At 71.9% G+C, this 22922-nt stretch carries 29 protein-coding genes and 2 pseudogenes; 17 read left to right on the top strand and 14 right to left on the bottom strand.

Features of this window, described 5'->3' with window-relative positions; translation table 11 throughout:
* Positions 1-267 precede the first annotated feature (267 nt).
* The 3 genes from AC1VL8_RS08315 to AC1VL8_RS08305 all read left to right on the top strand — a co-directional run bounded on the left by AC1VL8_RS08315 (position 268) and on the right by AC1VL8_RS08305 (position 3410).
* Positions 268-2199, top strand: coding sequence for a beta-glucoside-specific PTS transporter subunit IIABC (locus AC1VL8_RS08315; RefSeq protein WP_483074849.1), 1932 nt, complete (start codon positions 268-270; stop codon positions 2197-2199).
* A gap of 117 nt (positions 2200-2316) precedes the next feature.
* Positions 2317-3162: a PRD domain-containing protein gene (locus tag AC1VL8_RS08310; RefSeq protein WP_389225571.1), complete on the top strand. Its 846-nt coding sequence runs from the start codon at positions 2317-2319 to the stop codon at positions 3160-3162.
* A complete protein-coding gene (locus AC1VL8_RS08305; RefSeq protein ID WP_483074848.1) occupies positions 3159-3410 on the top strand; it encodes a PTS sugar transporter subunit IIB in 252 nt (83 codons plus the stop codon). Before AC1VL8_RS08310 ends, AC1VL8_RS08305 begins: the two co-directional genes overlap by 4 nt.
* A 10-nt stretch (positions 3411-3420) precedes the next feature.
* Here the strand turns inward: AC1VL8_RS08305 and AC1VL8_RS08300 are convergent, their stop codons facing one another.
* The 5 genes from AC1VL8_RS08300 to AC1VL8_RS08280 form a co-directional block, all read right to left on the bottom strand.
* Positions 3421-3543 carry a hypothetical protein gene (locus AC1VL8_RS08300; protein WP_483074847.1) on the bottom strand — a complete coding sequence of 41 codons (123 nt, stop codon included), beginning with the start codon at positions 3541-3543 and terminating at the stop codon, positions 3421-3423.
* A complete protein-coding gene (locus AC1VL8_RS08295) occupies positions 3516-3773 on the bottom strand; it encodes a hypothetical protein (RefSeq protein ID WP_483074846.1) in 258 nt (85 codons plus the stop codon). Before AC1VL8_RS08295 ends, AC1VL8_RS08300 begins: the two co-directional genes overlap by 28 nt.
* Positions 3774-3844: 71 nt before the next feature.
* Positions 3845-4240, bottom strand: coding sequence for a hypothetical protein (locus tag AC1VL8_RS08290; RefSeq protein WP_483074845.1), 396 nt, complete (start codon positions 4238-4240; stop codon positions 3845-3847).
* A gap of 180 nt (positions 4241-4420) precedes the next feature.
* Positions 4421-4789, bottom strand: a complete 369-nt coding sequence (locus AC1VL8_RS08285) for a hypothetical protein (protein WP_483074844.1) — start codon at positions 4787-4789, stop codon at positions 4421-4423.
* A gap of 186 nt (positions 4790-4975) precedes the next feature.
* Complete coding sequence (locus tag AC1VL8_RS08280) at positions 4976-5740, bottom strand: hypothetical protein (protein WP_483074843.1); 765 nt, start codon at positions 5738-5740, stop codon at positions 4976-4978.
* A gap of 16 nt (positions 5741-5756) precedes the next feature.
* On the opposite strand from AC1VL8_RS08280, the gene AC1VL8_RS08275 reads away from it, so the two are divergent.
* From AC1VL8_RS08275 to AC1VL8_RS08260, 4 genes are all read left to right on the top strand, one after another.
* Positions 5757-6173 (top strand): hypothetical protein, encoded by a 417-nt coding sequence (locus tag AC1VL8_RS08275; RefSeq protein ID WP_483074842.1) that lies wholly within the window; start codon positions 5757-5759, stop codon positions 6171-6173.
* Positions 6174-6263: 90 nt separating this feature from the next.
* Complete coding sequence (locus AC1VL8_RS08270) at positions 6264-6539, top strand: type II toxin-antitoxin system Phd/YefM family antitoxin (RefSeq protein WP_483074841.1); 276 nt, start codon at positions 6264-6266, stop codon at positions 6537-6539.
* A complete protein-coding gene (locus tag AC1VL8_RS08265; protein WP_483074840.1) occupies positions 6536-6808 on the top strand; it encodes a type II toxin-antitoxin system RelE family toxin in 273 nt (90 codons plus the stop codon). Before AC1VL8_RS08270 ends, AC1VL8_RS08265 begins: the two co-directional genes overlap by 4 nt.
* Positions 6809-6901: 93 nt before the next feature.
* Positions 6902-7288 (top strand): hypothetical protein, encoded by a 387-nt coding sequence (locus tag AC1VL8_RS08260; protein ID WP_483074839.1) that lies wholly within the window; start codon positions 6902-6904, stop codon positions 7286-7288.
* Positions 7289-7620: 332 nt separating this feature from the next.
* Here AC1VL8_RS08260 and AC1VL8_RS08255 read toward each other — a convergent pair whose 3' ends face one another.
* Both AC1VL8_RS08255 and AC1VL8_RS08250 read right to left on the bottom strand, forming a co-directional pair.
* Positions 7621-7905, bottom strand: coding sequence for a hypothetical protein (locus tag AC1VL8_RS08255; RefSeq protein WP_483074838.1), 285 nt, complete (start codon positions 7903-7905; stop codon positions 7621-7623).
* Positions 7906-8091: 186 nt separating this feature from the next.
* Positions 8092-8628, bottom strand: coding sequence for a hypothetical protein (locus AC1VL8_RS08250; RefSeq protein WP_483074837.1), 537 nt, complete (start codon positions 8626-8628; stop codon positions 8092-8094).
* A gap of 442 nt (positions 8629-9070) precedes the next feature.
* Between AC1VL8_RS08250 and AC1VL8_RS08245 the strand changes: the two genes are divergently transcribed.
* Together AC1VL8_RS08245 and AC1VL8_RS08240 are read left to right on the top strand one after the other, a co-directional pair.
* On the top strand, positions 9071-9619 hold the full coding sequence (locus tag AC1VL8_RS08245) for a thermonuclease family protein (protein ID WP_483074836.1): 549 nt from the start codon (positions 9071-9073) through the stop codon (positions 9617-9619).
* Positions 9620-9780: 161 nt separating this feature from the next.
* Complete coding sequence (locus tag AC1VL8_RS08240; RefSeq protein ID WP_483074835.1) at positions 9781-10314, top strand: hypothetical protein; 534 nt, start codon at positions 9781-9783, stop codon at positions 10312-10314.
* A 183-nt stretch (positions 10315-10497) separates the two neighbouring features.
* On the opposite strand, the gene AC1VL8_RS08235 is transcribed toward AC1VL8_RS08240, so the two are convergent.
* The 3 genes from AC1VL8_RS08235 to AC1VL8_RS08225 all read right to left on the bottom strand — a co-directional run bounded on the left by AC1VL8_RS08235 (position 10498) and on the right by AC1VL8_RS08225 (position 11996).
* Complete coding sequence (locus AC1VL8_RS08235; protein WP_483074834.1) at positions 10498-11211, bottom strand: hypothetical protein; 714 nt, start codon at positions 11209-11211, stop codon at positions 10498-10500.
* A gap of 201 nt (positions 11212-11412) precedes the next feature.
* Complete coding sequence (locus AC1VL8_RS08230; RefSeq protein WP_483074833.1) at positions 11413-11790, bottom strand: hypothetical protein; 378 nt, start codon at positions 11788-11790, stop codon at positions 11413-11415.
* Positions 11791-11858: 68 nt separating this feature from the next.
* The gene (locus AC1VL8_RS08225; RefSeq protein WP_483074832.1) at positions 11859-11996 is read right to left on the bottom strand and encodes a hypothetical protein; all 138 of its coding nucleotides are present in this window, start codon (positions 11994-11996) and stop codon (positions 11859-11861) included.
* A 270-nt stretch (positions 11997-12266) separates the two neighbouring features.
* Between AC1VL8_RS08225 and AC1VL8_RS08220 the strand changes: the two genes are divergently transcribed.
* The 4 genes and pseudogenes from AC1VL8_RS08220 to AC1VL8_RS08205 all read left to right on the top strand — a co-directional run bounded on the left by AC1VL8_RS08220 (position 12267) and on the right by AC1VL8_RS08205 (position 15309).
* Positions 12267-12788: a hypothetical protein gene (locus AC1VL8_RS08220; RefSeq protein ID WP_483074831.1), complete on the top strand. Its 522-nt coding sequence runs from the start codon at positions 12267-12269 to the stop codon at positions 12786-12788.
* A complete protein-coding gene (locus tag AC1VL8_RS08215; RefSeq protein ID WP_483074830.1) occupies positions 12785-13396 on the top strand; it encodes a hypothetical protein in 612 nt (203 codons plus the stop codon). The genes AC1VL8_RS08220 and AC1VL8_RS08215 overlap by 4 nt, the downstream gene beginning before the upstream one ends.
* Positions 13397-13462: 66 nt before the next feature.
* Entirely contained in the window at positions 13463-13990 is a 528-nt protein-coding gene (locus AC1VL8_RS08210; RefSeq protein ID WP_483074829.1) for an SMI1/KNR4 family protein, read from the top strand.
* A gap of 161 nt (positions 13991-14151) precedes the next feature.
* Positions 14152-15309 (top strand): annotated as a pseudogene (locus AC1VL8_RS08205) (hypothetical protein).
* Positions 15310-15492: 183 nt separating this feature from the next.
* Here the strand turns inward: AC1VL8_RS08205 and AC1VL8_RS08200 are convergent.
* Positions 15493-16527: a hypothetical protein gene (locus tag AC1VL8_RS08200; protein ID WP_483074828.1), complete on the bottom strand. Its 1035-nt coding sequence runs from the start codon at positions 16525-16527 to the stop codon at positions 15493-15495.
* Between the two features lie 607 nt (positions 16528-17134).
* Between AC1VL8_RS08200 and AC1VL8_RS08195 the strand changes: the two genes are divergently transcribed.
* Entirely contained in the window at positions 17135-17890 is a 756-nt protein-coding gene (locus AC1VL8_RS08195; RefSeq protein ID WP_483074827.1) for an HNH endonuclease, read from the top strand.
* A 31-nt stretch (positions 17891-17921) separates the two neighbouring features.
* Here AC1VL8_RS08195 and AC1VL8_RS08190 read toward each other — a convergent pair whose 3' ends face one another.
* Entirely contained in the window at positions 17922-18725 is an 804-nt protein-coding gene (locus AC1VL8_RS08190; RefSeq protein ID WP_483074826.1) for a hypothetical protein, read from the bottom strand.
* Positions 18685-19335: a hypothetical protein gene (locus tag AC1VL8_RS08185; protein ID WP_483074825.1), complete on the bottom strand. Its 651-nt coding sequence runs from the start codon at positions 19333-19335 to the stop codon at positions 18685-18687. Before AC1VL8_RS08185 ends, AC1VL8_RS08190 begins: the two co-directional genes overlap by 41 nt.
* Positions 19336-19481: 146 nt before the next feature.
* On the opposite strand from AC1VL8_RS08185, the gene dcm reads away from it, so the two are divergent.
* The 3 genes and pseudogenes from dcm (at position 19482) to AC1VL8_RS08170 (ending at position 21410) form a co-directional block, all read left to right on the top strand.
* Positions 19482-20912: a DNA (cytosine-5-)-methyltransferase gene (gene dcm, locus AC1VL8_RS08180; protein ID WP_483074824.1), complete on the top strand. Its 1431-nt coding sequence runs from the start codon at positions 19482-19484 to the stop codon at positions 20910-20912.
* 63 nt (positions 20913-20975) lie between these two features.
* Positions 20976-21140, top strand: a pseudogene (locus AC1VL8_RS08175) (hypothetical protein); the annotation flags it as partial.
* A gap of 105 nt (positions 21141-21245) precedes the next feature.
* Positions 21246-21410: a hypothetical protein gene (locus AC1VL8_RS08170; protein ID WP_483076277.1), complete on the top strand. Its 165-nt coding sequence runs from the start codon at positions 21246-21248 to the stop codon at positions 21408-21410.
* A 97-nt stretch (positions 21411-21507) separates the two neighbouring features.
* Here AC1VL8_RS08170 and AC1VL8_RS08165 read toward each other — a convergent pair whose 3' ends face one another.
* Positions 21508-22731 carry an aldose epimerase family protein gene (locus AC1VL8_RS08165; RefSeq protein ID WP_483074823.1) on the bottom strand — a complete coding sequence of 408 codons (1224 nt, stop codon included), beginning with the start codon at positions 22729-22731 and terminating at the stop codon, positions 21508-21510.
* Positions 22732-22922: the final 191 nt, after the last annotated feature.

Here is a 22922-nt window from a genome sequence, read left to right as displayed (position 1 = left end):
GCGGCCATGCCCGGGCGTCAAGGCGGACCGACCCCGCCCGAGGACCCGCTCCAGAACTGGCCTTGACAGGCCGCGCCCGGCACCCCTAGGTTCTGCGCCAGTCACCGTGACATCGGCGACCGCGCAGGACCGGGATTGTTACTGGCGACAGGCAAAACCCGAGTCGTGGACGAGCAGGGCATTCACGCCCCGCCTCCGCCGACTCGGGTTTTTTTGTTGCCCGGGGACACCTTCCAGCCGGCGTGGACACGGGTTCGAGGAGGAATCGTGGCATCCGCCAGCAAGTACCAGACCATCGCCGACGACGTCCTGCGCGGCGTCGGCGGCGCGGACAACGTCGCGTCGGTGACGCACTGCGCGACCCGGCTGCGGTTCCGGCTCAAGGACCGGGACCTGGCCGACCGGCCCGCCGTCGAGGCGACCCCGGGCGTCATCACCGTCGTCGAGGCCGGCGGGCAGTTCCAGGTCGTCATCGGCAACACCGTCGCCGACGTCTACCAGGCGATCGACGCCCGCGGCGTGGCCACCGAGGCCGCCGCCTCGTCCGGCGGGTTCCTCGCCCGGGCGATCGACCTCATCACCAGCATCTTCACGCCGTTCCTGTGGGTGCTCGCCGGCACCGGCCTGCTCAAGGCGCTGCTCGCCGTCGTCGTGAAGGCCTCCCCCGACTGGGCGGCCACGTCGTCGTACGCGATCCTGTTCTCCGCCGCGGACGCCGTGTTCCAGTTCCTGCCGATCCTGCTCGCGATCACCGCGGCGAAGAAGTTCACGGCCAACGTGTACGTGTCCGTCGCGATCGCGTGCGCGCTGCTGTACTCGTCGACCATCGCGGTCGTCCCCGGACCCGACGGCGCCACCGTCACGCTGAACGCCTTCGCGTCCGGCGGCGGCGAGCTGACGTTCTTCGGCATCCCGGTCGTCATGATCAGCTACCTGTCGGCGGTCATCCCGACGATCCTCGCCGTCTACGCCCAGTCCCAGGTCGAGCGGCTGCTCACCCGCGTGCTCCCGGAGACGCTGCGCAACTTCCTCAACCCGATGCTGACGATCCTCGTCATCGTCCCGCTGACGTTCCTGGCGATCGGCCCCGTCTCCGACCTGGTCGGCCGCGGCCTGTCCTCCGGCGTCAACTGGCTGTGGGACCTGAGCCCCGCCGCGGGCGGCGCGATCATGGGCGCCCTGTGGCAGGTGTTCGTCATCTTCGGCGTCCACTGGGGCCTCGTCCCGGTGATGCTCCAGGACATCGTCAGCCAGGGCTACTCCCCGCTCATGGGCGCGCTGTTCCCCGCGGTGCTCGCGCAGTCCGGCGCCGCCGCCGCCGTGTTCCTCAAGACCCGCAACCGCGACCTCAAGGGCGTCGCCGGCCCCGCGACCGTCTCGGCGTTCCTCGCCGGCGTCACCGAGCCCGCGATCTACGGCGTGACCCTGCGCCTCAAGAAGCCGTTCATCTACGCGTGCTTCGGGGGCGCGGTGGGCGGCGCGATCGCCGCGGCCGGCGGCTCTGCGGCGGAGGGGTTCATCCTGCCCGGCGCGATCACGCTGACCTCGACGATCGGCATCGGCAGCTTCGGGATGCAGCTGCTCGGCAGCGGCCTGGCGATCGCGATCGCGTTCGTGCTCACCCTCGTGCTCGGGTTCACGGACATCCCCAACCCGCCCGCCGCGACCGCCCCCGCGCGGCCCACGCCCGCGCCCGCCGAGGACACCGCCCCCGTCTCGTCGGGCGGCACGGCGACGCTCACCGCGACCCGGGTGCTCGAGGTCCTGGCCCCCGTCGCCGGCACCGTCGTCCCGCTCGCGGCCGTCCCCGACGCGGTGTTCTCCTCCGGCGCGCTCGGCGCCGGTGCTGCCGTCGTCCCCAGCGACGGCCGGGTCGTCGCCCCCGTCGACGCCGAGGTCGTGACCGTCCTCCCGCACGCCTACGGCCTGCGGACCGGCACCGGCGTCGAGCTGCTGATCCACGTCGGCATCGACACCGTGCAGATGGGCGGCGCCGGGTTCAGCCCCGCCGTCGCCACCGGCGCGCAGGTCCGGGCCGGCGACCTGCTCGCCGACGTCGACCTCGCCGCGGTCCGCGCCGCCGGGCACGACACCAGCACGGTCGTCGTGGTCACCGGCGGGGCCGACCCCGCCGAGGTCCGGACCGCCGCCGAGGGCCAGGTCGGCACCGGTGACGCCCTGCTGCGGGTGACGATCTGAGTCTCGACGCCCGCAGGCAGACCTGGTAGGACGAACAAGGACGCCGCCGCCCCGGACCCGGTCCGGGGCGGCGGCACACCCGGGCGCCGACGCCCGGGACGGCAGAGGAGCACACGCGTGCGCGTGACCAAGGTGTTCAACAACAACGTCCTGCTGGCGGCCGACGACGCCGGCACGGAGGTCGTGCTGATGGGCAAGGGCCTGGCGTTCCAGGTCCGCCCCGGCGACGCCGTGCGCGAGGACGTCGTCGAGCGGACCTTCGTCGCCGGCGGCAGCACCACCCCCGAGCGGATCGTCGCCCTCGTCGACGAGATCCCCGCCGAGGACATCGACCTCACCGAGCGGATCGTCACCGCCGCCCGCGAGCGCCTCGGCCCGCACATCACCGGCCACGTCGTCGTCCCGCTCGCCGACCACATCTCGTTCGCGCTCCAGCGGGCCCGCCAGGACGTGCAGATCACCTACCCGCTGCAGTGGGAGGTGCTGCACCTCTACCCCCGCGAGGTCGCGTTCGCCCGCGAGGCCCTGACGATGGTCCGCGACGCCACCGGCGTCGACCTGCCCGCGCTCGAGGCCGTCCCGCTCGCGCTGCACTTCGTCAACGCGCAGTTCGGCGCCGGCGAGCTGTCCCGGACCGTCGAGATGACCGAGGTGTTCGGAGCCGTCCTCGGCATCGTGCGGACCCGGCTCGGCATCGAGGTCGACGAGGAGTCCATCGACGTCGCCCGGTTCATCACCCACCTGCGGTACCTGTTCGTCCGCCAGCAGCAGGGCGTCGCCCCGCCCGACATGCAGGGCGTGCTGCTCGACGCGGTGCGCGGGGCCAACCCCGCCGCGCACGCCGCAGCGGTCGCGATCCAGGAGCTGCTCAGCGAGCGGTACGCGTGGACGGTCACCGGCGACGAGGTGCTGTACCTGACGCTGCACGTGTCCCGGCTCGCCGGCGCGGTGGGGGCGTCGTGAGCACCGACGCGGAGCTCGGCGCCGAGCTGCTCGGGCTGGTCGGCGGGGCCGGGAACGTCGAGGCGGTCACGGCGTGCGCGTCGCGGCTGCGGTTCGTGCTGCGCGACCACGGGGTCGTGGACACCGACGGGGTGCGCGGCGTGGGCGACGTGGTGATGGTGGTGACGCAGGGCGGGCAGCTGCAGGTGGTGCTCGGGGCGCGGGCGATCCCGGTGAGCCGGGTGGTGCGGGGGCTGGTCGGGGGGTGAGGCGGGGGGGTCAGCGGCGGTCGTGCTCCGCCAGCTGCCGGAGTCGCTCCGTGATGGTCCCGATCGCCTGCGGCAGGATCTCCAGTCCCACGTCGTGGCCCGGGTTCAGGACGATGCCGTGCCCCGTCGGCATCCGGGCGACCACGTCGCGATCCAGCGGTCGTAGTCGCGCCACCGCCCCCGCGCGTCGGCGTCCGCCTCGCTGATCGGGGTGGCCAGGCGGTCGCCCTCCAGCCACAGGGTGCTGCACCGCGAGCAGCGCCACAGCCGGGTCCAGGTCGCGGCGTCGTCGACGATCAGCGGCTCGTGCTCGTGGCGCTGGGCCAGGGCGGTGCAGTGCGCGCACGGGGTCGGGGGTGTCACCGGGACATCCTCGCGGGTGACCGAGCCCCCGCGTGCTGCGCGGCGGCTCGCCGGAGGACGATGCGGTCCACCTACTCGCCGACGATCAGCAGGACGACGCGGTCGCCGTCGTCCTCCAGGTACGCGGTCGTGCTCCAGCCGCCGGACGCGAACGCGTCGTCGAGGGCCGTCCCGGTCAGCAGCACGCCGTCCGGCATCGCCTCGGCGAGGCCACCGACGACGTCGGGCCGTTCAGCCGCAGGGTGGAGCTCCAAGGAGGTCCGCAGCGCGTCGGCGCTGCCGGCCGGCAGCTCGACCACGGCGTCGATCCAGTAGGGCGACGGCCCGGGCGCCCGCTCGTCCCCGAGCGTGCCGCTCATCCAGGTTGCCGACGGCGCCCCCGTGAGCGACGGGTTCCGGTCCGTGAGCGGGGTGAGGTCGTGGCGGACCTCGCCGGTGCCGGCCTTGGCCGGCGATGCGGTCGACACGGTGCTCCCCGTGGGTGTCGGGCCGGCCGAGCCGGAGCCGGGCACGCAGGCCGTCATGCTCGCACTGAGAACGGCCAGCGCGACGACCGCCCGCAGGCGGCGCGTGAACTCCCCTGGCATCTGCCACCCCCGCCGCGAGCCTAGTGGAGGACGTGCGGACGTCCGTGCGACACGGGCTTCTCAGGACAGCCCGTACCGACGCTTGTACTCCGCCATGGCCTCCTCGTCCGTCAGCCCGACGACCCACGACTTCTCGGGCGGCCGAGCTGCCGCGGAGCCGTGACCTCGATCGGCGGCGAGCACCCCGACCTCGTCGACGAACGCCGTCCGCGCCTCGTCAGCGGAGGCGGTACGCGTGAGCACGCGCCGTTCCCCCATGTCGCAGTACCGGACCTCGTAGGCCCCGTCGGCATGGCCCAGCTCGCAGTACTCGCTGCTCAGGCTGGCCGGAAACCCCTCGACGTGGAAATCGAGGCCCTCCAGGAACCCCTTCGAGAGACACTCCGCCCGGGCCAGCCGCAACGTCTCGGCGATCTGCGGGTCAGTCATCGATCACCTCTCCCGGATGCGGGGCTCGAGATTCTGCGTGTCGGACGAGGCCCGGCTGATCGTATGCGGTTCCGTGCTCGCGAGATGGCCGGGCGGAGCGCGGACCTGGATCGTCCGTCCGGCCCCGCTTCACCCGGTCACTTCGTCGAGCGCGGGCGATTCCGCCACGCGGCGTGCGCGACCGTCCTAGCCTGCACACCGTGCCGGCGCGGTGCCGGGAGCCGAACGGGGAGCACGATGGCCGACGCTGCACTGCCTGAGAAGTCCACCGCTCTGTCGCCCGAGACGGTCGCCGCCACGGCCAAGGAGGCTGTGCAGGCCGAGGGCTTCCAGGCGCAGATCTACAAGGCGATCTCCGTGCAGCGGCCGGTCGTGCTGGAGTACCTCCGCTCCCTGCGTCGCGACAAGCCGGAGGCGTCCGCAGGCGAGATCCTGAAGGACCTCGACCGCCGCTACGTCGCGACCGTCACGACCACGAGCACGGGGGTCGGTGCCTCGGCGGCGATCCCCGGGGTCGGCATCCCCATCGCCCTGGGGCTCGGCGTCGCCGACCTGCTGTTCTTCTACGAGACGAGCGCGCTCTACGTCCTCGCGGTCGCCGAGCTGAACGGCATCGAGGTGAGCGACACCGCCCGCGCTCAGCCGCTCGTGCTCGGGATGCTGCTCGGTGAGAAGTCGCAGAGCCAGGTCGCGAAGCTGGTCCTCGACGCGATCCCCGGAGCGGACACCGGTGAGGCGCGCACGCTCGCCGCGGGCGTGGTCGGGAAGGCGATGCCGGACGGGTGGGGCGAGGTGCTCACCCAGCAGCTCCCGGACTCCGCGCTCGCGCCCGTGCTCACGGTGATCGCCCGCGAAGCGCTGAAGGTCGGGGGCAAGCTCGGGGCCGGCACGCTCGGGAAGGCCGTGCCCTTCGGGGTCGGGGCGCTCATCGGAGGCGTCGGCAAGCTTCACCTTCGGCCGGGATGTCGTGAAGGCCGCGCGCATCGCGTTCCCCGAGCCCGTCGCGGCGTTCCCGGCGACGCTCGTGGAGTTCGAGAAGCCGGAGAAGGCCCCCGCCGAGCCGTCACGCGCCGTCGTCGCGCTGCAGTCCGCCGCCGGCAACGTCTTCGACTTCGGCGAGGAGGTGTGGGGCACGGTGTCCAGGGCGACCGAGGCCTTCCGGTCCGTCGACCTCGACGGCGACGGGATCCCCGACGAGGCACGGGCGCTCACGGCGGTGAAGGGTGCCGGGGCTGCGGTCCGAGGCGCTGCGGTCGGCGCTGCCGGCTCGGTGGGGGCGGCGCTTCGTCGCAAGCGCGGCGACAGCAGCCCTCCGGCCGCCGATGCCGGTGCCGGTGCCGACACCGACACGAGCAACGTCGGCGAGGAGGCGACCCCCGCCTGATCCGTGGGCGCAGCGGTGCACACCTCCGCCGAGCATCTTCGGCCAGATCTCAGGCTAGCATCGGGCTACTCTTCCGGCTAGAATCAGGTCATGAAGACCGTAGCGCTCAGCGAGGCAAAGGACCGGCTCTCCGCACTCGTGGACGAGGCCGAGCACGAGCACGAGATCATCCGCATCACGCGACACGGCCGCGCGTCCGCAGTCCTCATCAGCGAGGACGACCTAGAGTCGCTGCGCGAGACGCTCGTCTGGCTGAGCTCAGCCGGTGTGCGCGACGACATCGCCGAGGCCCGTGCCGCCGCGGCCAGCGGCACCACGACCAGCGGTGGCGACCTGCGCGCCCGGTACGGCCTTCCGCCTCGATGACGACGGAGGAGCCCTGGCGGGTCGAGGTCGCCCCGCCCGCCGAGCGATCCCTCGCCCGCATGCCGGAGAAGATCGCCACCGCCGTCGTCGAGTTCATCACGGGAACGCTCCCGACCAACCCCATTCGGATGAGCAAGCCGTTGCGCTACGAGCTCGAAGGTCTCCGGTCCGCGCGTCGGGGCGACTACCGCGTGCTGTTCCAGGCAGACGAAGACGCGCGCGTGCTGCTGATCGTGCGCATCTCGCACCGGGCCGACGCCTACCGGTGATGTGGGCGGTGACCGAGGGGATAGAGGTGCACGCCGTACCCCTGCGGGGTCGACATCGAGGTGTACTACGCCCACGAACTCGTGAGGAGAGCCGTGCTCCAGGACCTGATCATCGCGTGCGAGGACGACGCGCTCCCCCTGCCACTGACCGCCGACGTGCTGCTGCAGGCGGCACAGGCGCGCTGGCCGGACGGCGTTCGCGTGGTGGACGAGGACCCGCGCACGATCGCACTGCGCCTCGACGTGATCGCCGAGGGGCCCGGCTTCTCCATCACCGCCACGCACGATTTCTCCTCGATCAACCTGGACGGCACGCCGGACCAGAACACCGACGTCGCCGTCTGGCTGCGGACGCTCATGCCAGTAGACGGTCCCCGGGTCGTCGCGTTCTACTCCGGCCTCACGGCAGAGGTCGACCTGACTCCCGGGATGAGCGCCGCCGACTTCGATCGGGAGGTGCGGAACTCGCCCGAGGGGTGACTGCCGAGGGACCGGTAGCCAGCGTCGGCGAGCCGCCAGACGCATCCCCCGGGATGACCGCCCTCGCCTGATCATCGAGTACTCGAGGTGACGATTCTCGACGTGGTCCACCGGGAGAGGGGTGGTGAACATCGCGGCCGTGACGGCCTGCGCGGTGCGGCTCGTGCTGCACGACTTCGGGGCCGTGGACGAGGACGGGTCCGGGCCGTGCCCGGGGTGGTGACGGTGGCGTGGCAGGCGGGGCAGTTCCGGGTGGTGCTGCTCGGGCTGTGCCGTACGGGGGATGGTCCGGGGCTGGAGCCGCCGGGAGCGGGACGTCTCGACGAGATGCCTCAGGCCTCGGCGTCGAGTGACATTCCCCACCACAGCCCGCCGACGACCACCACGACGACGAGGAGCGCCCACCCGGCGGCGAGGAGCTGCAGCTGCGGCGTGGGGTTCGCCCGCCACCTGCGTTCGGCCGCGCCGAACGGGATGGTCACACCCCACCCGAGGACCAGCGCCGCTCCGGCGACGAGCCGGTGCATCCCCCCGCCGACGGCGACCAGCACGCCGATGAGGAGCAGGGGGCTCGCCGCGACCGGCCAGAGCCAGCGGCTCGACAGCAGAGACCTCACGGGTCCGTCCTCCGGGTGACTGGTCGCGGCTAGGTGCTCGGGCGACGATATCGTCGCCGGCACCGGGGCTGTCCCGGCTCCACCGACGGGACGACCGCCGCCGCGATGGGCTCACGACGAGCGTGCTGACTCCGCCCTCCGACGCCGACCCTCTGCCCGATGCCGTCCAGCGGGCGCCGCAGCCGGTCAGGCTCCGAGGCCGTCCGGCGCAGCCATGCACGGGGACACCAGGTCCAGGCCCACCTTGGAGACGCGCCCCTCGTCGACCTCGAGATCGCCGCCGATCGTCAACGCGTACCCGTCCCGTTCCAGGACGACCACGTGATCCGGATCGGCACGAGCCGTCACCGTCGCCCAGCCGTCCGCCTGCATCGCCTCCACGACCGGAGCGAGCAGAGAGAACGTCTCCTGCTGCGGCTCGACCACCAACGACCGGCGGGCGATCCACTGGACGTTCGACGGACCGTCGGCGGGAGGGACGAGGTTGTCGCAGTCGCTCCAGTGCTGGTAGCCCGATGATCCCGCAGGCTCGAGGGCGAACTCCGAGCCCGGGTACGTCCGCACGAGCTCGTCGACGACCTGGTCGGCGACCGACTCGACCTGCGACGCTGCGGCGTCCGAGGCTGCCTGACGCTCCCCCTGGCTCGGGCCGGCCGAGCAGGCGGCCAGGAGCAGGAGCGCGCACACGCTGGGGACAGCTCGAGGACCATCGAGGCGTGTCATGGGACGTCCTTCGTGGTCGGAGTGAACGTGGGTCCGTGAACGGGTACCGATACTGGCCAAGCCTGCCGAACCCGCGGCTCGTACCAGCGCGCTGATGTGCGTCGCGCGTCCGTGGCATCAACCTGTGAAGATCGAGGCCCACTCGGGCCATGTCCCGGTCTTCTCGTGCTCACGCACTGCTCGCGCCGTGCCTCCTCGAGAAGAGACTCCCAGCCGGCGATCGTGTTCGCGTGCACGTGCGCCTCCTGACAGGTCGCGCCGGGGTGGGCCGCCTCGTACGCCGCCTCAGCGATCTCGTGGCGGCGCATCACCCGGTCGTGCGACGTCGCCTCGCGATTCAGCACCGCGGACCTTCCGGCGCGCCCTAGCCTGCCCGTCGTAGGGGCAGCGCGCCGGGCGAATCGGGAAGAGGCATGACGAGCACAGAGACGACGGCGGACGCATGACGCGCCGACGCAGCGGCTGCGGCCCGGCGGTCCTGGTCGTCGTCGCGGTCGCGGGGGCCGTCACGTGGTGGCAGCTCACCGACGCGGCGGACGTCCCACCACCTCCGGCGGCTCCCGTCGCGCGGCCGGCCTCGGCCACGGGCCCCCTCCCGGTGGGTCGCGTCGTCGACGGCGACACGCTGATCGTGCTGCGCGACGGCACGGAGGAACGCGTGCGGCTGCTCGGGATCGACACCCCGGAGAGCGTCAAGCCCGACAGCCCGGTCGAGTGCTTCGGCCCGGAGGCGTCCGCACGCACCGCCGAGCTCGCGTCCGGCCGCTCGGTCTGGCTCGAGGCCGACCCCACGCAGGGCGCCGTGGACCAGTACGGGCGGACGCTCGCCTACGTCTGGCTGGACGACGCGACGATGGTCAACCGGACACTCGTCGCGGAGGGGTACGCGCGGGAGTACACGTACGACGTCCCCGGGGCGTACCAGGCGACGCTGGCCGAGGCGGAGACCACGGCACAGGACGCCGGGGCCGGGCTGTGGGGCAGCTGCTGATGGAGAGTCGTGCGGCGGTCAGCACCGGATCAGGCACCGCGCGCGCCGCGCCTACGATGTCCTCGGTCCCGTGTCGGGTTGCCGGGACCAGCCCGAGTCGAACGAGGTCCTGCATGCGACCGCTTCGTGCCTCCCCGAGGTGGGAGACGCTGCTGGACGAGATGGTCAGGGCGTCTGCGAAGCTGACGCAGGCTGCTCCCGCCGCGTTCCCGCACACCGCGCCCGGGCGGGGTGCCGATCCTGCGAGCATCGCCGCCGCGGCAGAACGGCTCGGTCGACCGCTCGACGCGCAGCACGAGACACTGCTCCGGCTGGTCGACGGGTGGCAGTCGGCGTTCCAGAGCGGCACCCTGCTCGGCACCCACGACCTCGGGCAGGGCGCGCTGTGGACCGACGCGAACGCGTCCCTCGACGTCTTCTACGCTGAAGGCGACGCGACCGGGTGGCCGCCGCGCGGCGAGCTCGTGCCGGTCCACGCCTCGCCCCACGACTCCGACGTCACGGCGCTGTGGCTCGGCGGACCGGTCACCGACGGCGGGCACCCGGTCGTCTCCTTCTCGGGCGAGGTCGTCGACACATGGCCCCACCTCCGGCAGTGGTGGCTGAGGATGCTCGACCTCCAGGAGGTCTCGCTCGCGCACGTCCTCGAGCTGACCGACCAGGGGCCTGGAGAACGCAGCTCGACACGTCGGTGAACGTGCGCGAGTCTGCCTGACCGGACGGATGCACCGCTCCTGACCGGGGCGGTGCTGCGGGCTACCAGGGCCGGCTCGGTCGGCATCCTGGCGCCCGTGTCCGTCGGGACGGTGGTCACGTTCGCGGTCGACCCGAGCGTGCAGCTGGCTCTCGCCGTCGCGTGCGTCGTCCCGTGCACGGCGTCACGCCGGAGGCGCAGCGTCCCCGATCAGTGCCCGCTCGTACGGACCCCACGCCCCCAGGTCCGCGGAGTAGCCGGTGACCTCCTGGGCGGCGTGGACCACGCGGGTCGCGACCGCGGTGAACGTGCCGCGGTCGGTCTGCTCCGGGTAGACGTCGACGGTCCACACGACCAGGTCGCGCCAGAAGGCCAGCGCCATGTGCCCCTGCCCGACGGTGACCGCCAGCGCGTCGTAGGTCGTGGGGTTCCCGCGACCGTCCTCGCCGTCGTCCTGCCGCACCGTCACGTCGATCCCCGCAGCCGACAGGCGCTCCACGACGGTCGCCGCCCAGACGTGCGCCTCCGGCGTGGTCGTCGCGTCGATCGACGACGCCGCTCGGGCCGGGGCATCGGCCGGTCGCAGCTCGACCTGCCAGCGAGCGCCCAGCCACTCGCACCCTCCCCGAGCGAGCTGCGCGAGCCACGACGGCACGTGCTGCGGCTCCCTCGGGTAGCGCCGGAGCTCATCGACCCAGGAGTTCGGTGCCGGTTCCAGCGGAGGCGGGTCGTCGTCGTCGACGTGGAGCACGATCCTGCCGGCGGCCTCGACGAGGACGTGGGCGGTGAACCACGTGCCCCGGCCCGGGCGGTAGGCCGCACGCCGCAGCGCACGGAGCAGCCCCGTGACGTCACGGGGCACCGGGCCGCCGGCCGCGACGCTACGCCCGTCAGGCATGCGAGCGGTGAGCCGGCTGCGCGTCTCCGGACCGACGCAGACGACCGTCAGGTCCACCGCCACCCACCCCGGCGGCGCGACCTGCGAGAGGGCACCACCGATCACCCGGCACTGCTCGGGGGTGAGGGGTACAGGGCTCACAGGTCGCACTCCACGTTGTCCACGCACACTCCGTCTCGGTCGTCGCCGGTGCTGATGCGGTCAGGGCCCGACGCGCACCCGGACCTGCGCGGTTCCCCCGACGTCGCCGGGCTCGCCGTCGACGTCGATCCGCTCGACGGTGAGACCGCCCCACCACGCCAGGCGCACGGTGTCGCCCGCGGCGAGCGTGGCGACGACGTCCGCCTCGCCCCGCCGCACGCCCAGGACGACGGTCTCGCCGTCGGACCCGGCGACGAGCACGCTCGCGCCGTTCAGGCGGTTGTCGACCCCGCTCCGGACCGTGCGCGTCTCGCCCCGGAACGACCACTCGTCGGAGGCGGCGACGGCGAGCGCGGCGAGAGCCAGCGCGACGACCACGGCGACGACCGAACGCCGCAGCCACCGTCGACGCCGGCGGGCCGGGATGACGTCGGTCACCGGGACCCCCGTGGGAGTGGCGCCTCGGCGGCCGCGGGACACGGACACGCGCGGCGCACGCATCCGCGTCACTCGCCCATGCCATCCGGCGCGTCGAGGCACGCCGACACCACGTGCACGCTGACCTTGGCAGCCTCGCCCTCGACGACCTCCCGGTTGCCGCCGGTCGTCGCCCGGGAGCCGGCTCCACGGGAGGCGGGTCTCATGGGTCTCCTCGTGGGCGGTACCGGCGGGCTGCGGGGCGCACGAGGTCGAGCGATCCGCCCCGGGCACCGCCTGCACCGTAGACGACCGCCGGAACCGCCGGCGGGCCGTCGACGCACCGTTCACCCGCCCGGCCGCCCGTCGCTCGCCGGTACCCCACCGGTGGCCGCCCTGCTGATGGCACCCTGGGTCGAGGCAGCGGAGAGAGGACACCGGAGTGGACACGGCCGAGCAGTGGAGCGCCCTCGTGGGCGAAGCTCATCGAGAGCCGGATGTCCCTCGCACGCGCCGCCCCGGCCATCTACCCGATGGCACTCCCCGGTGCCCGGCCCGCGCGTGACACCATCCGCGCGGCGGAGGACCGCCTCGGCTTCACTCTCGACCTCCAGCACGCCGCCCTGCTCCGTCAGGCCGACGGATGGGTCGGGGCGTTCGGCATGGGCGACCTGCTGTCGACTGCCGACCTCGGTGCGGGTCCACGCTGGTCGCTCGCCGGCGACGTCCTGGACGACTTCTACCTCTTTTCGCCCGCGGGCACCTACCCCCCGCGCGATCAGGTCTACCCGATCCACACGTCCGCGCAGGACATCTTCGTCGTCTGGCGCGACGGCGCTCTGACCGCCGGCGGCCACCCGGTGCTCTGGATCGGGGACGGACTCGTCGACCAGTGGGTGAACGTCAGCGACTTCTGCCGCGGGATCGTGCGGTTGAACGAGGTCGCGATCGAGTCACTGGGCTCGATGTCCGCGGCGAGCGAGGTGCGCGGGGACCGGCTCGCGGGAGGCCCCGGGTGACCGAGCTGATCGCGCAGCAGCTCCGCCCGGGGCAGGGCCCCGCCGGCCCGCTCGGCGCCTCGGCGCACCTGCGCGTGCCCTCGCCGTTCGGCGACGTGTTCGCGGCGTGGTCCCTCGAGGACCACGGCACGGTGACCTGGGGTGACGGCGTCCCCACGGTGACGATCCTCGACGTGGTCGGCCGGGAGCGCGCGGGCGCACCGCAGACCACCACCGGGTTCGAGGCGTTCCCCTGGCACGGCTTCGCCCTGACCGTGGGCTCGCAGCGGGGCGTGGTGGACCAGCCCGCCCTGCGCCGGCCGCTGCGCGACCTGCCCCGCAGCCTGACGCGGGCGGGCAAGGCCGTCAGCGCCCGCATCGGCACCGGCGAGGAGCCGCCGCGGTCGCGCTCCGAGGCAGCCAGGGCCGCGCCGAGAACCAGGCCGGGCACGGAGTGGACGATGGCAGCCACGGGACGACGCGGCGTGCTGTTCCGGCGCGACGGCTCGCCCGTCGTGACGTTGGTGCCGCGCCTGCGCTTCCGCCCGGAGCCCGGGGCCGACGCGCGGGACCTCGCGCTCGCCGTGGCCCTCGAGGCAACGGTGTCGGGGCACGTGTTCGTGCTCTGAGCAGTGGCGTTCCCTGATCGTGGCGGATGGCACCATCGGGCGAGGAAGCGAGGATCGGAGTCCAGGATGATCGACCGGCGCCGATGGGGAATCACGCTCGGCCAGATGCTGCAGGCGCGCATCGCTGCGGGCGACGTCGCACCGCGAGTGCGTCCGATGCCCGCACCCGGGCCGCACGCGTCCGACGAGGACATCGCCAGAGCCGAGCACCGCCTCGGGTTCGAGCTCGATCCTCAGCACGCGGCCTTGCTGCGCGAGATCGATGGGTGGGACGACGTCTTCGGCAACGGCGACCTGCTCGCGACCGCCGACCTGGGGGCCGGTCCGCGATGGTCCGCAGCTCAGCAGCTGCTCGACGTCATGTACGAGGACGGGCCGTTCGAGTCGTTCCCACCGCGAGACGCGGTTTACCCGTTCCACGTCTCCGATCTCGACGTGTTCGTGATCTGGCGTGGCGGACCCGCAACGGACCAGGGCTGCCCGGTCTACTGGCTGCACGGAGAGGTCGTTGACACGTGGTCCAACGTCTTCGGCTACTGCCTGGCAACGATCGCCCTCAACCAGATCTCGATCGCGAATCATGGGGGCTCCTGAACATGACGCCCGGCGCCAAGTGCTTCCAGACGCGCGCGCAGCGACCCCGGCGACGGTCGCGTGCCCTGGCCACCGACCGCCGGCTCTGAGTCCACCTCACCCCTTCACCGCCCCCGATACCAGTTGCTTCCCCGCCACCACGAACACCACCGGCAGTCGCCGTGGTCCGAGGTGTACGAGTCCGTGGAGACCTGCCCCGACGGCTGCTGCCGTTCTTCCACCACGTGCCGTACACCCACGTGCTGCGGTCGGGGAAGACGGTGATCCAGCACATCTAAGACTCGCGGGCCTTGGCGGTGGACGCGCTGGCCGGCGTGGAGGCGGCGTGGGAGTCGCTGGGGGACCTCGTCGGCGGGGCCGTGCCGGAGGGGTTCGACGCGCGGGTGCGGGAGCGGTTGGCGGCGCAGCGGCGGTCTGCGGTGGACTGGCGGGATCAGGTGCGGAGCTACTTCTGGCGGAAGTCGGGGGTGGGGGACGGCTCCGGGAGAAGGGTGTTCTGTCGCGGCAGGCAGCAGCCGACTATAGGCGGAGCTGAACGCGGGCGCACCTGCGGGGTCTGTCGCACGGACGCCGATTGCAGGACGGTCGCCGCGATAGGTTGCGCACGACGTGCAGCTGGCGAGCTCATCGCCGACGCGGCGGTGAGGAGAGGTCTCTCGATGGCAGACGTGGTGGTGTTCCGCCCAGACGAGGACTGGGCCGGGCTCAAGAAGCTCGAGTCCGACCCGGTGGTGGACGTGGAACCGCTGGAACGGCGCGTCGCCTATCGATTCCACCGCGATGTGTTCAGCGCGAGGCTCGCATACGTGCGGCACCCGCACTACCCGCAGTTCCTCATCCCGTTCAATGAGTACGACGAGTTCGTCCTCCAGGACAAGTTCAACGAGACGCTACGCGTGCTCACCGCGCTGGGCGCGTCGTGGATCCGGTGCAGCTCCCACCGTCAGCGCACACGAGGACTCGGAGCGCGCATAGGCGTCGGCAGGACCGGCGGCGACCTCAAGCGCGAGCACACGCGCAACTCGCACTTCGACTACGAGTACACCGGTTCGGGCGGCACACCCGCTGACCCGCGACCGCTGCGGTGGCCTACCGAGCCGGGTATCGAAGCAGCGATCGAGGGCGTGCTCCGCAACGGCGCGACCGCCGTCAGGATCACCGTGAAGCGGGACGACTCGATCTCGACGAACGTCGAGGTGCCAGCTCGGCTGAAAAAGATCGGGGTCGAGCTCGGCCTCCACGCGACGCGAGGGCAGGTCGACACGCTGGAGTTTGACGCGACGTTCCCGGCGCGCGGCCGGGCCGGGCGCGGGCGCTAGACCGATCCGCTCCGCACCCCGGATCCTTCGCGACGTGTCGGCCCCGAGAGGGGGGCGCGGCGGCCGCCCGCTCCTCGAGGCTGTCCGGAGCGGGCACCGCCGCCCGGCTCGGCGTCAACGCCTCACGCACGCGGCTGGCAGCTCCTCATCGCGAGCGCGCACCCGATCTGCAACCGTGTGACCTTAGGTCCACGACTCCCGCAGCCGCGTCCGAGCCACGTCCCCGGCGGGCAGGCGGACATACTGGTCGACGCCAGCCCGGTAGAGGCAGTCGATGCCGTACCGGTGAAGCAACGCCACGTCGTCCTTCGCTGGCCGCGAGGGGAACAGCGCGCTCGCCACGTCGGGAAGCGGCTCGAGCTCGGGGCCGTAGTGGAGCACCTGGGCGAGCGCCTGGCGAACGTACGCGCGATCCGCAGCGCTCTTCGCCTCCACGAGCTCGGTGTGGTCTCCATAGTCGATGCAGAGGTCGGGCATCCCCGCGGGGTTTGGCTGCCGGCCGATGATCGCGCCCGGGGGGAGCGTGGAAGCGTACGACTGCACGAGCGTCCCCTCCCCCCGGAGCACCACACGCTCTGAAGCCGGAACCTGGTAGGTCGTTGACGTCGAGTGCACCTGCTCGATAGCGAGCAGCGGGCTGCTCGACAGCTTGTCGTGCTCCAGCTCGTCCGCGAGAGCCCGGTCACGCGACGCGTAGTCCTGTCCGTGCGGTGCCGGTAGAGCGAGATGCAGGACGTCGACGAGCGCGTCCGCCTGCGAGCCCTCGTACACGACCATCTGCTGGAAGTGGTTGTTCTCCTTCAGCCCCAGAGCGCGGTTCACTACCGCGTAGGGGACGCTCACGCGCTCGAGGCGCGTGACAGCGTAGACGTGCCGGTAGGTCCCCTTGTCGGGGTGGACGTTCCACAGCCCTGCTGCGAAGTCGCTGTTGTCGAAGCAGTAGCCGACCACACCGATCGCCCAGACCTCGTTCTGCCCGGTGAAGAGCACGACATCACCCTCGTGAACTCGGGCGATCTTGGCCTCGTTGTACCCGTAAGTTCCCCAGAAGTGCGCCCGCCCGTCCGGGTGCCGCTGGTCGAGCTCCTGGCGCTCCTCGGACGAGAGCGTCCCGCCGAGCTCCGTGGACCGGAAGTCCACCCTCGCGTCGAGAGACTTCTTGAGGTTCTCGCGACCGTCTTTCGCTCCGCGCGAGGGGTGGATCAGGACTGTCGTCATCAGCGCGTCGTCTCCGTCGTCGTCGGCGCCGAGACGAACGGACTACGTCCGGCTTCGATGACGAAGGCATCGGCCACGTGCGGGGCTGCTTGAGGCTAGGGAGGGCGCTTTCCGGCTTGAGCCGCCTCCATTCACCCGCCTGGCGGACCACACGAGGACGACAACTCGCGCGCGGCCCCCGCCGCCCGGGCACCGGACCGACGACGCCCGGCCTCATCGAGCGTCCCGATGCGCTCGTCGTTCGCCCTCAGCCTCCACCTCTGTAGGAGGCGCTGCGCGATCGCGCTGTCGAAGTCGGTTGCAGAGACCGAACCGCTGGGCACCCCGAGAACAGCACGCTCTGCGGTGCGCCGGTGCTCGCCTCGGCGAGGCGCCCACTCAGCCAGACCGGATCGGTGAGAACTTGCTCCAGCACCAGGTTCCCGAGGCAACGCGCGCCGGCACCGCCGTACCTCCCACGGCTGCGCCGCGGTTCGGACCTTGAAGACAAAAGCCACAAATGCTCACGCGCGCGCATTCACACCCCTGGGAAAGGGCTACCGTCCTGCCCATGGCATCCGTACGCGCAGGGAAGGGCCAGGGCGCCCGCGAGCCAGAACGTCCGCTCATGTCCGCGATCTCGGACGCACTGAAGATCGAGCACTTCACGTGCGCACGAGGGTTAACCGTCGAGCGGCCCTTCCTCGAGGCCGTCGCAGGCGCTCTGGGGATCGACGGCTCGCGCCGCCGCTTTGCCAACAAGGACGAGCTGCTCCTCGGGCTCATTGAGCTCGTGAGCGACGAGGATCCCCAGACCTTCCGCTCCCGAGGAGGGACCATCACGAACAAGGCTCTCGCGGCGGTCCTCGAGGGGATCTCACAGCGCGGTCTCGCCAAGGTGTCCCTGACCGACGGAGGAGTCGCAGCGCGGATTGCCGCAGCGGTCTACGACGAGGAAGCCGACCCCGGCGTCTTCGATCCCCTGAACCTGTCTGACGAGCGCAAGCGCGCGCTGCGGGAGGTCGTCGTCCGCGAGGGCCAGGGCTCCTTCCGCGAGACGGTCTTCAGTGCCTACCAGGGCCGGTGCGCCGTGACAGGCTCCGATGTCCCCCAGACTCTGGAAGCCGCGCACATCCGGCCGTACCGAGGCCCGAGAACCAACGTCGCGGCGAACGGGCTGCTGCTCCGCGCGGACCTGCACCGCCTCTGGGACACCGGCCTCATGGCCGTGCACGAGTCGAGCTTCCAGGTCCTGCTGGCCGACCGGCTGATGACGACCGACTACGCCTCGCTCGCCGGACGACGGGTCAGGATCCCCGTGAAGCCGTCCCAGTTGCCGTCCCCGGAGTCGCTCCGGCAGCAGCGCGAGTGGGCTGAGCTCTGAGCGCGTCCCTTCGTCGTCCGGGTGTCGGACCTCACCACGTCCGCTGAGAAACCACCCACGGTGCCGCCCGGTGGACCTTCAGGTGGAACTTGTCGCGCCGTCCGGCTCCGCGCTCCTGCCCGGGACGCACCGGCTGCGCGCCCTGCCTCTCACGACTGATCCAGCCACCGGCGACACCGGCGTTGAGGTCATCCAGACCGTCGATCCAGAGAGCGCGGAGCACCAACGGAGTGAAAGCCTGCTTGCGCCGCCGCCGCCAGCCCGCGTTCGCCCTCACCTCGACCGCCTGTCGTCCCTCGCGCGTGTACTGCCGGTGCCAGTCGTCGAAGGCCCCCGTCTCGTCGAACGTCGCCGCGCCGTCCACCACCAGGAAGCCCAGCCCCTGCTCTGCGAGACAGGTGGTGATCGCCTCACTGTCGTTGAGGATCGCGGACGACGAGGCTGTGCCCTCCTGCCTTCCCGAGGGCTCCATGCGCTTGAGCACGGTGTGCGCCTTGGCGTCCCAGACGCGGGTGGCGGAGGCGTAGTCGAACGCCGTCGCGCCGTACGCGCGGCGGGGGCCGCCGACCGGCGGTGTCGGGTAGGCGTGGTTGAGGATCGTCCGGACCTGCTCCTCGAAGAAGAAGCCCGGCCACTCCGTCTGCCGCCAGCTGCGCGAGCCCTCCTCGCGCATGGCCTCGACCGTCTCGCGACCGTCCCACTGATCAGGCAGCCCCTGGAAGATCGCGCTGACGAGTGCGGCTCCCTCCTCGGCCGCGGAGGCCCAGCCGGACGACGGCTGCCCGAACCGCCGCTCAGCGCCAGCCAGCAGCAGGTTCAGGCCCTGGAGCGTCACGCTCTGACCTGTCGACGCCGCCGTCGTCAGCCACGGAACGTCCAGCCGCTCGCACAGTGCGCGCACCATCGCGTGCTTGGTCGGAGGCACGGGGGGCTCCAGGAAGCTCAGGAGCGACCCAGCTCGCGAGTGCCTCGAAGGTCACCCGGTGCTCCTTGCCGCCCGGGCCCAGCAGATCGCGGGGGACGCAGGCGAGGTCGCTCAGCCGGTTCACCGCCTCCTGCTTCCCGCGCGCGGGCTCGAACGCTGGGAACGCACGCAGGACCTGCTCGTACGCCGACGCGTCGACTGAGGTCCGGCGCGACAGGTCACGCAGCCTGCTGGTGGCCGCGAGGAGCAGCCGGTTGATCCCGTCGAGGGTGATCTGCAGGTCCGTGAAGTCGCGACCCGCCCGCCACGTCGTCCCGAGGTGGGCTGCGACCTGACCGCCGAGCACCGCGTTGGTGGCGGCGAGGTCGACGTCCAGCCCGAGGCTCACCGCCAGCGCCTCCAGCGCGCGCTTCGGGCCGCGCGTCCCCGGGTCCCGGCGTCCGGTCAGCGAGAACAGGCGCGAGGCAGCCTCCGCGGTCGTCGAGGCGGGGACGAAGAACAGGTCGTCATCGCGGAGCACGAGCTCACCCTGGCACAACCCCTCCACCCAGTTCGTGACACACTCTGCGTGCCGCGTCCGCGGCCCTGCGCGAGTCACTCTTGTGCAGCAGCGCGGAACATGAAAAGCTGCAACACATGTTCGAGGACAGCCCAGACGGAGCACCCGTGAACCAGTCGACTCCTCTGCGCTACGCGGACCTCTTCGCCGGCATCGGCGGCTTCGCTGCCGCGCTCAACGCGCTGGGCGCGGAGCACGCCTACGCCGTCGAGATCGACAAGGCCGCGGCCGGCGTCTACGCCCGCAACTGGGGACACGACCCGCTGGGCGACATCACCCAGGACGCGAACGACTCGGTGATGAACGTCGGCGAGCACGACATCCTCGCGGGCGGGTTCCCGTGCCAGCCGTTCTCGAAGAGCGGCGCCCAGAAGGGCATGGACGAGATCCGGGGCACCCTGTTCTTCAACATCATGGAGGTCGTGCTCGAACGCCGCCCCACGCTCGTGGTGCTCGAGAACGTGCGGAACCTCGCGGGCCCGCGCCACGTGCACGAGTGGGTCGTCATCATCGAGCGGCTGCGCGCGGCGGGCTACCAGGTCTCGGAGACCTCCGCGGTGTTCTCACCGCACCAGATCGCCCCTGAGTTCGGTGGGTCGCCGCAGGTGCGGGAGCGGGTGTTCATCACCGCGACGCGCGTCCCGGACGGGCACGTCGCTGACCCGCACGTGGAGCCGGTGACTCTGCTCCCCGAGGTCCGCATGAACCGCGAGTGGGACCTGGCCGAGGACCTGCCGCTCGACACCGAGCTCGAGATCCCTGGGACGGCCCTGAGCCAGGACGAGATCCGCTGGATCGACCAGTGGGAGGAGTGGGTCCAGGTCATGCTGGCGCTGCGTGCCTCCGACGCCGACGCGGCGGGCGAGCCGGCACGGCGCCTGCCCGGGTTCCCGATCTGGTCGAACGTCTGGGTCGCCTCCACGGCAGAACGGGACGAGCTGATGGCGCCGGGCGGCATCCACGTTCCGGCGTGGAAGGCGAACTTCCTCCGCAAGAACTGGGACCTGTACGACCGCCTGCGTCAGGCGGACCCGCGCTGGCTCGCCGGGTGGCTGAAGAAGACGCGCACCTTCCCCGAGAGCCGGCAGAAGCTCGAGTGGCAGGCACAGGATGAGACCTCCCTGTGGAACTGTGTGCTGTCGCTCCGCCCTTCCGGGATCCGTGCGAAGCGCATGACCCACCTGCCGGCGCTGGTGGCGATCACCCAGACCCCGATCCTCGGGCCACTGCGGCGACGACTCTCCCCCACCGAGGCGGCACGCCTGCAGGGGCTGCCGGACGAGTTCGACTTCGGCACGCAGCGGGACGCGCTGACCTACAAGCAGCTCGGGAACGGCGTCAACGTCGGCGTCGTGTGGAACGTCATCAAGGCGCACGTCGAGCGGGACAAAGACCTCCTGCTTGCCACGAGTGGCGGCCGCGCCATCTACACGGCAGTGTCCGAGGCTCCCGCGAACCCGATCTCACGCGTGCGGGAAGCGATCGAGGCGCGCCGCTTGCGGCTACCCGTCGACGCGGTCGTGAGCGCGACAACCTAGGAGAGCCTCTGAGCGCCGACGAGCGGGAACGTCCAGCGGAGCAGGTGCCGGCCACCGTCGCCGGTGAGCCGCCACGGATTCGCCCTAGCGGTGACGTCTCTCAGAGGTTCTCCTCGCTCAGGCGGACGGGGACCGCGCCGGAGCTCGCTGCTCCGCAGAGAGCTGCACCGGCGCGGGCGTCGCTTCCGGGTCCACGCCCGCATCGAGGGGCTGCCCCGTCGCCGGGTCGACATCGCCTTCACGCGCTGGAAGGTCGCAGTCCTCGTAGACGGCTGCTTCTGGCACTCCTGCCCGGAGCACGGCACCCTGCCCCGCGCGAACCGCGAGTGGTGGGTGTGGAAGCTCCAGCACAACCGTGAGCGGGACGCCGACACCGACGCCCGGCTGCGCGAGCTCGGCTGGGTCGTGGTGCGCATCTGGGAGCACGTCTCCCCGACGTTGGCCGCCGAGACGGTCGAAGGAACTCTCCTCGCCGCGGGGGCGCGGTCAACCTGCTGAGGGCGCGGACTTCGGCGTCCCGCCGGCTCCAAGGGCCGTCCGATGCGGGCCGGGTGCCGTCGGCAGCACCCGGCCCGCATCACCGAACAGCCGCCGCCTACCGCCGCCCTCGCGACAGATCCAGCACCGTCGTCGTGTCGTACACCTCCCCCGGCCGCAGCGTCGTCGTCGGGAACTGCGGCTGGTTCGGCGAGTCCGGGAAGTGCTGCGTCTCCAGCGCCAGCCCGTCGGACTGCCGGTACACGTGCCCGCCCGTGCCCACGAGGGTCGCGTCGAGGAAGTTGCCCGAGTAGAACTGGATCCCCGGCTCGGTCGTGTACATCGTCAGGGTCCGCCCGGAGTCGGGGTCGCGCAGCCGCGCGGCGAGCTGCAGGCTGCCGTCGTCGGGCCGGTCGAGCACCCAGTTGTGGTCGTACCCCTGCCCGTACAGCAGCTGCTGGAACGGCTCGCGGATCCGCTCCCCGATCGCTGTCGCGGACCGGAAGTCCATGGGCGTGCCGGACACGTCCGCGATCTCCCCGGTCGGGATCAGACCCGCGTCGACCGGTGTGTACCCGCTGGCCGGCAGCGTGAGCTCGTGGTCGAGGATCGACGAGGTGCCCTCGCCCTGGAGGTTCCAGTAGGTGTGGTTCGTCAGGTTCACGACCGTCGGGGCGTCCGTCGTCGCGGTGTAGTGGATCTCGAGGCGCTGGTCGCGGGTCAGCGTGTAGGTGACCTGGACGTCGAGGTCGCCCGGGTAGCCCTCCTCGCCGTCGACGCTCGTGTAGTCGAGCTGGAGCCCGACGCTGCGGTTGCCCTGGATCGGCGTAGCGGCCCAGACCTTCTTGTCGAACGACTCGATGCCACCGTGCAGGTGGTTGCCGTTGTTGTTCTGCGCCAGTGTGTACGTCTGGCCGTCGAGCTCGAACTGCCCGTTCGCGATGCGGTTCCCGTACCGGCCGATGATCGCGCCGAAGTACGGGCCGGGGTTGTTGTCGTCGATGTACCCCTGCAGGTCGCTGAACCCGAGGACCACGTTCACCGGGTTGTTGCGCCGGTCCGGGACGTCGAGCGACTGGATGATGCCGCCGTAGGTGAGGATCCGGACGGTCATGCCCCGGTTGCTGAGCGTGTACCGCTCGACGGGGGTGCCGTCGGCGGTCGTGCCCCACGGCTCGGAGGCGATGGTGGCGCTGTCGTGGTGCCCGCCGCCCTTGTCCCCGCCCCAGCGGTCGGCGGAGTCGTCGGCGCCCTGCGCGGGACCGCCGGAGACGAGCAGAGCTGCGACGGCGAGCGGGGCGACGGTGCCCGCCAGGCCGCGACGGAGTGGACGCATGCGCATGTGACTCCCCCAGTCCACGTCGGCCGCGCCGCCCCCTGGGACGTCGTCGTCCCGCGGCGCGGCGACCCGTGGTGACGTGGGTGGGGTCGGGGGCCCGGAGGGGCGGTGCGGTCACCGTCGACGGTAGATCTGCCCTCGCCGGACCGTCAACGACCGCCCCGACAGGCTCCTCGGCGCGCAGCTCAGCGCGC

The organism is Cellulomonas sp. KU4C, assembly GCF_056868065.1.
This window is presented reverse-complemented; position numbering and strand designations above follow the sequence as displayed.

What these genes read in the sequence shown, in the direction of transcription:
- AC1VL8_RS08200 (WP_483074828.1), bottom strand. Translation starts at nt 16,527, where the DNA reads ATGACGACAGTCCTGATCCACCCCTCGCGCGGAGCGAAAGACGGTCGC.
- AC1VL8_RS08250 (WP_483074837.1), bottom strand. Translation starts at nt 8,628, where the DNA reads ATGACACGCCTCGATGGTCCTCGAGCTGTCCCCAGCGTGTGCGCGCTC.
- AC1VL8_RS08285 (WP_483074844.1), bottom strand. Translation starts at nt 4,789, where the DNA reads ATGACTGACCCGCAGATCGCCGAGACGTTGCGGCTGGCCCGGGCGGAG.
- AC1VL8_RS08220 (WP_483074831.1), top strand. Translation starts at nt 12,267, where the DNA reads ATGTCCCTCGCACGCGCCGCCCCGGCCATCTACCCGATGGCACTCCCC.
- AC1VL8_RS08210 (WP_483074829.1), top strand. Translation starts at nt 13,463, where the DNA reads ATGATCGACCGGCGCCGATGGGGAATCACGCTCGGCCAGATGCTGCAG.
- AC1VL8_RS08235 (WP_483074834.1), bottom strand. Translation starts at nt 11,211, where the DNA reads ATGCCTGACGGGCGTAGCGTCGCGGCCGGCGGCCCGGTGCCCCGTGAC.
- AC1VL8_RS08245 (WP_483074836.1), top strand. Translation starts at nt 9,071, where the DNA reads ATGACGCGCCGACGCAGCGGCTGCGGCCCGGCGGTCCTGGTCGTCGTC.
- AC1VL8_RS08240 (WP_483074835.1), top strand. Translation starts at nt 9,781, where the DNA reads ATGGTCAGGGCGTCTGCGAAGCTGACGCAGGCTGCTCCCGCCGCGTTC.
- AC1VL8_RS08225 (WP_483074832.1), bottom strand. Translation starts at nt 11,996, where the DNA reads ATGAGACCCGCCTCCCGTGGAGCCGGCTCCCGGGCGACGACCGGCGGC.
- AC1VL8_RS08270 (WP_483074841.1), top strand. Translation starts at nt 6,264, where the DNA reads ATGAAGACCGTAGCGCTCAGCGAGGCAAAGGACCGGCTCTCCGCACTC.
- AC1VL8_RS08165 (WP_483074823.1), bottom strand. Translation starts at nt 22,731, where the DNA reads ATGCGCATGCGTCCACTCCGTCGCGGCCTGGCGGGCACCGTCGCCCCG.
- AC1VL8_RS08300 (WP_483074847.1), bottom strand. Translation starts at nt 3,543, where the DNA reads ATGCCGACGGGGCACGGCATCGTCCTGAACCCGGGCCACGACGTGGGA.
- AC1VL8_RS08195 (WP_483074827.1), top strand. Translation starts at nt 17,135, where the DNA reads ATGTCCGCGATCTCGGACGCACTGAAGATCGAGCACTTCACGTGCGCA.
- AC1VL8_RS08265 (WP_483074840.1), top strand. Translation starts at nt 6,536, where the DNA reads ATGACGACGGAGGAGCCCTGGCGGGTCGAGGTCGCCCCGCCCGCCGAG.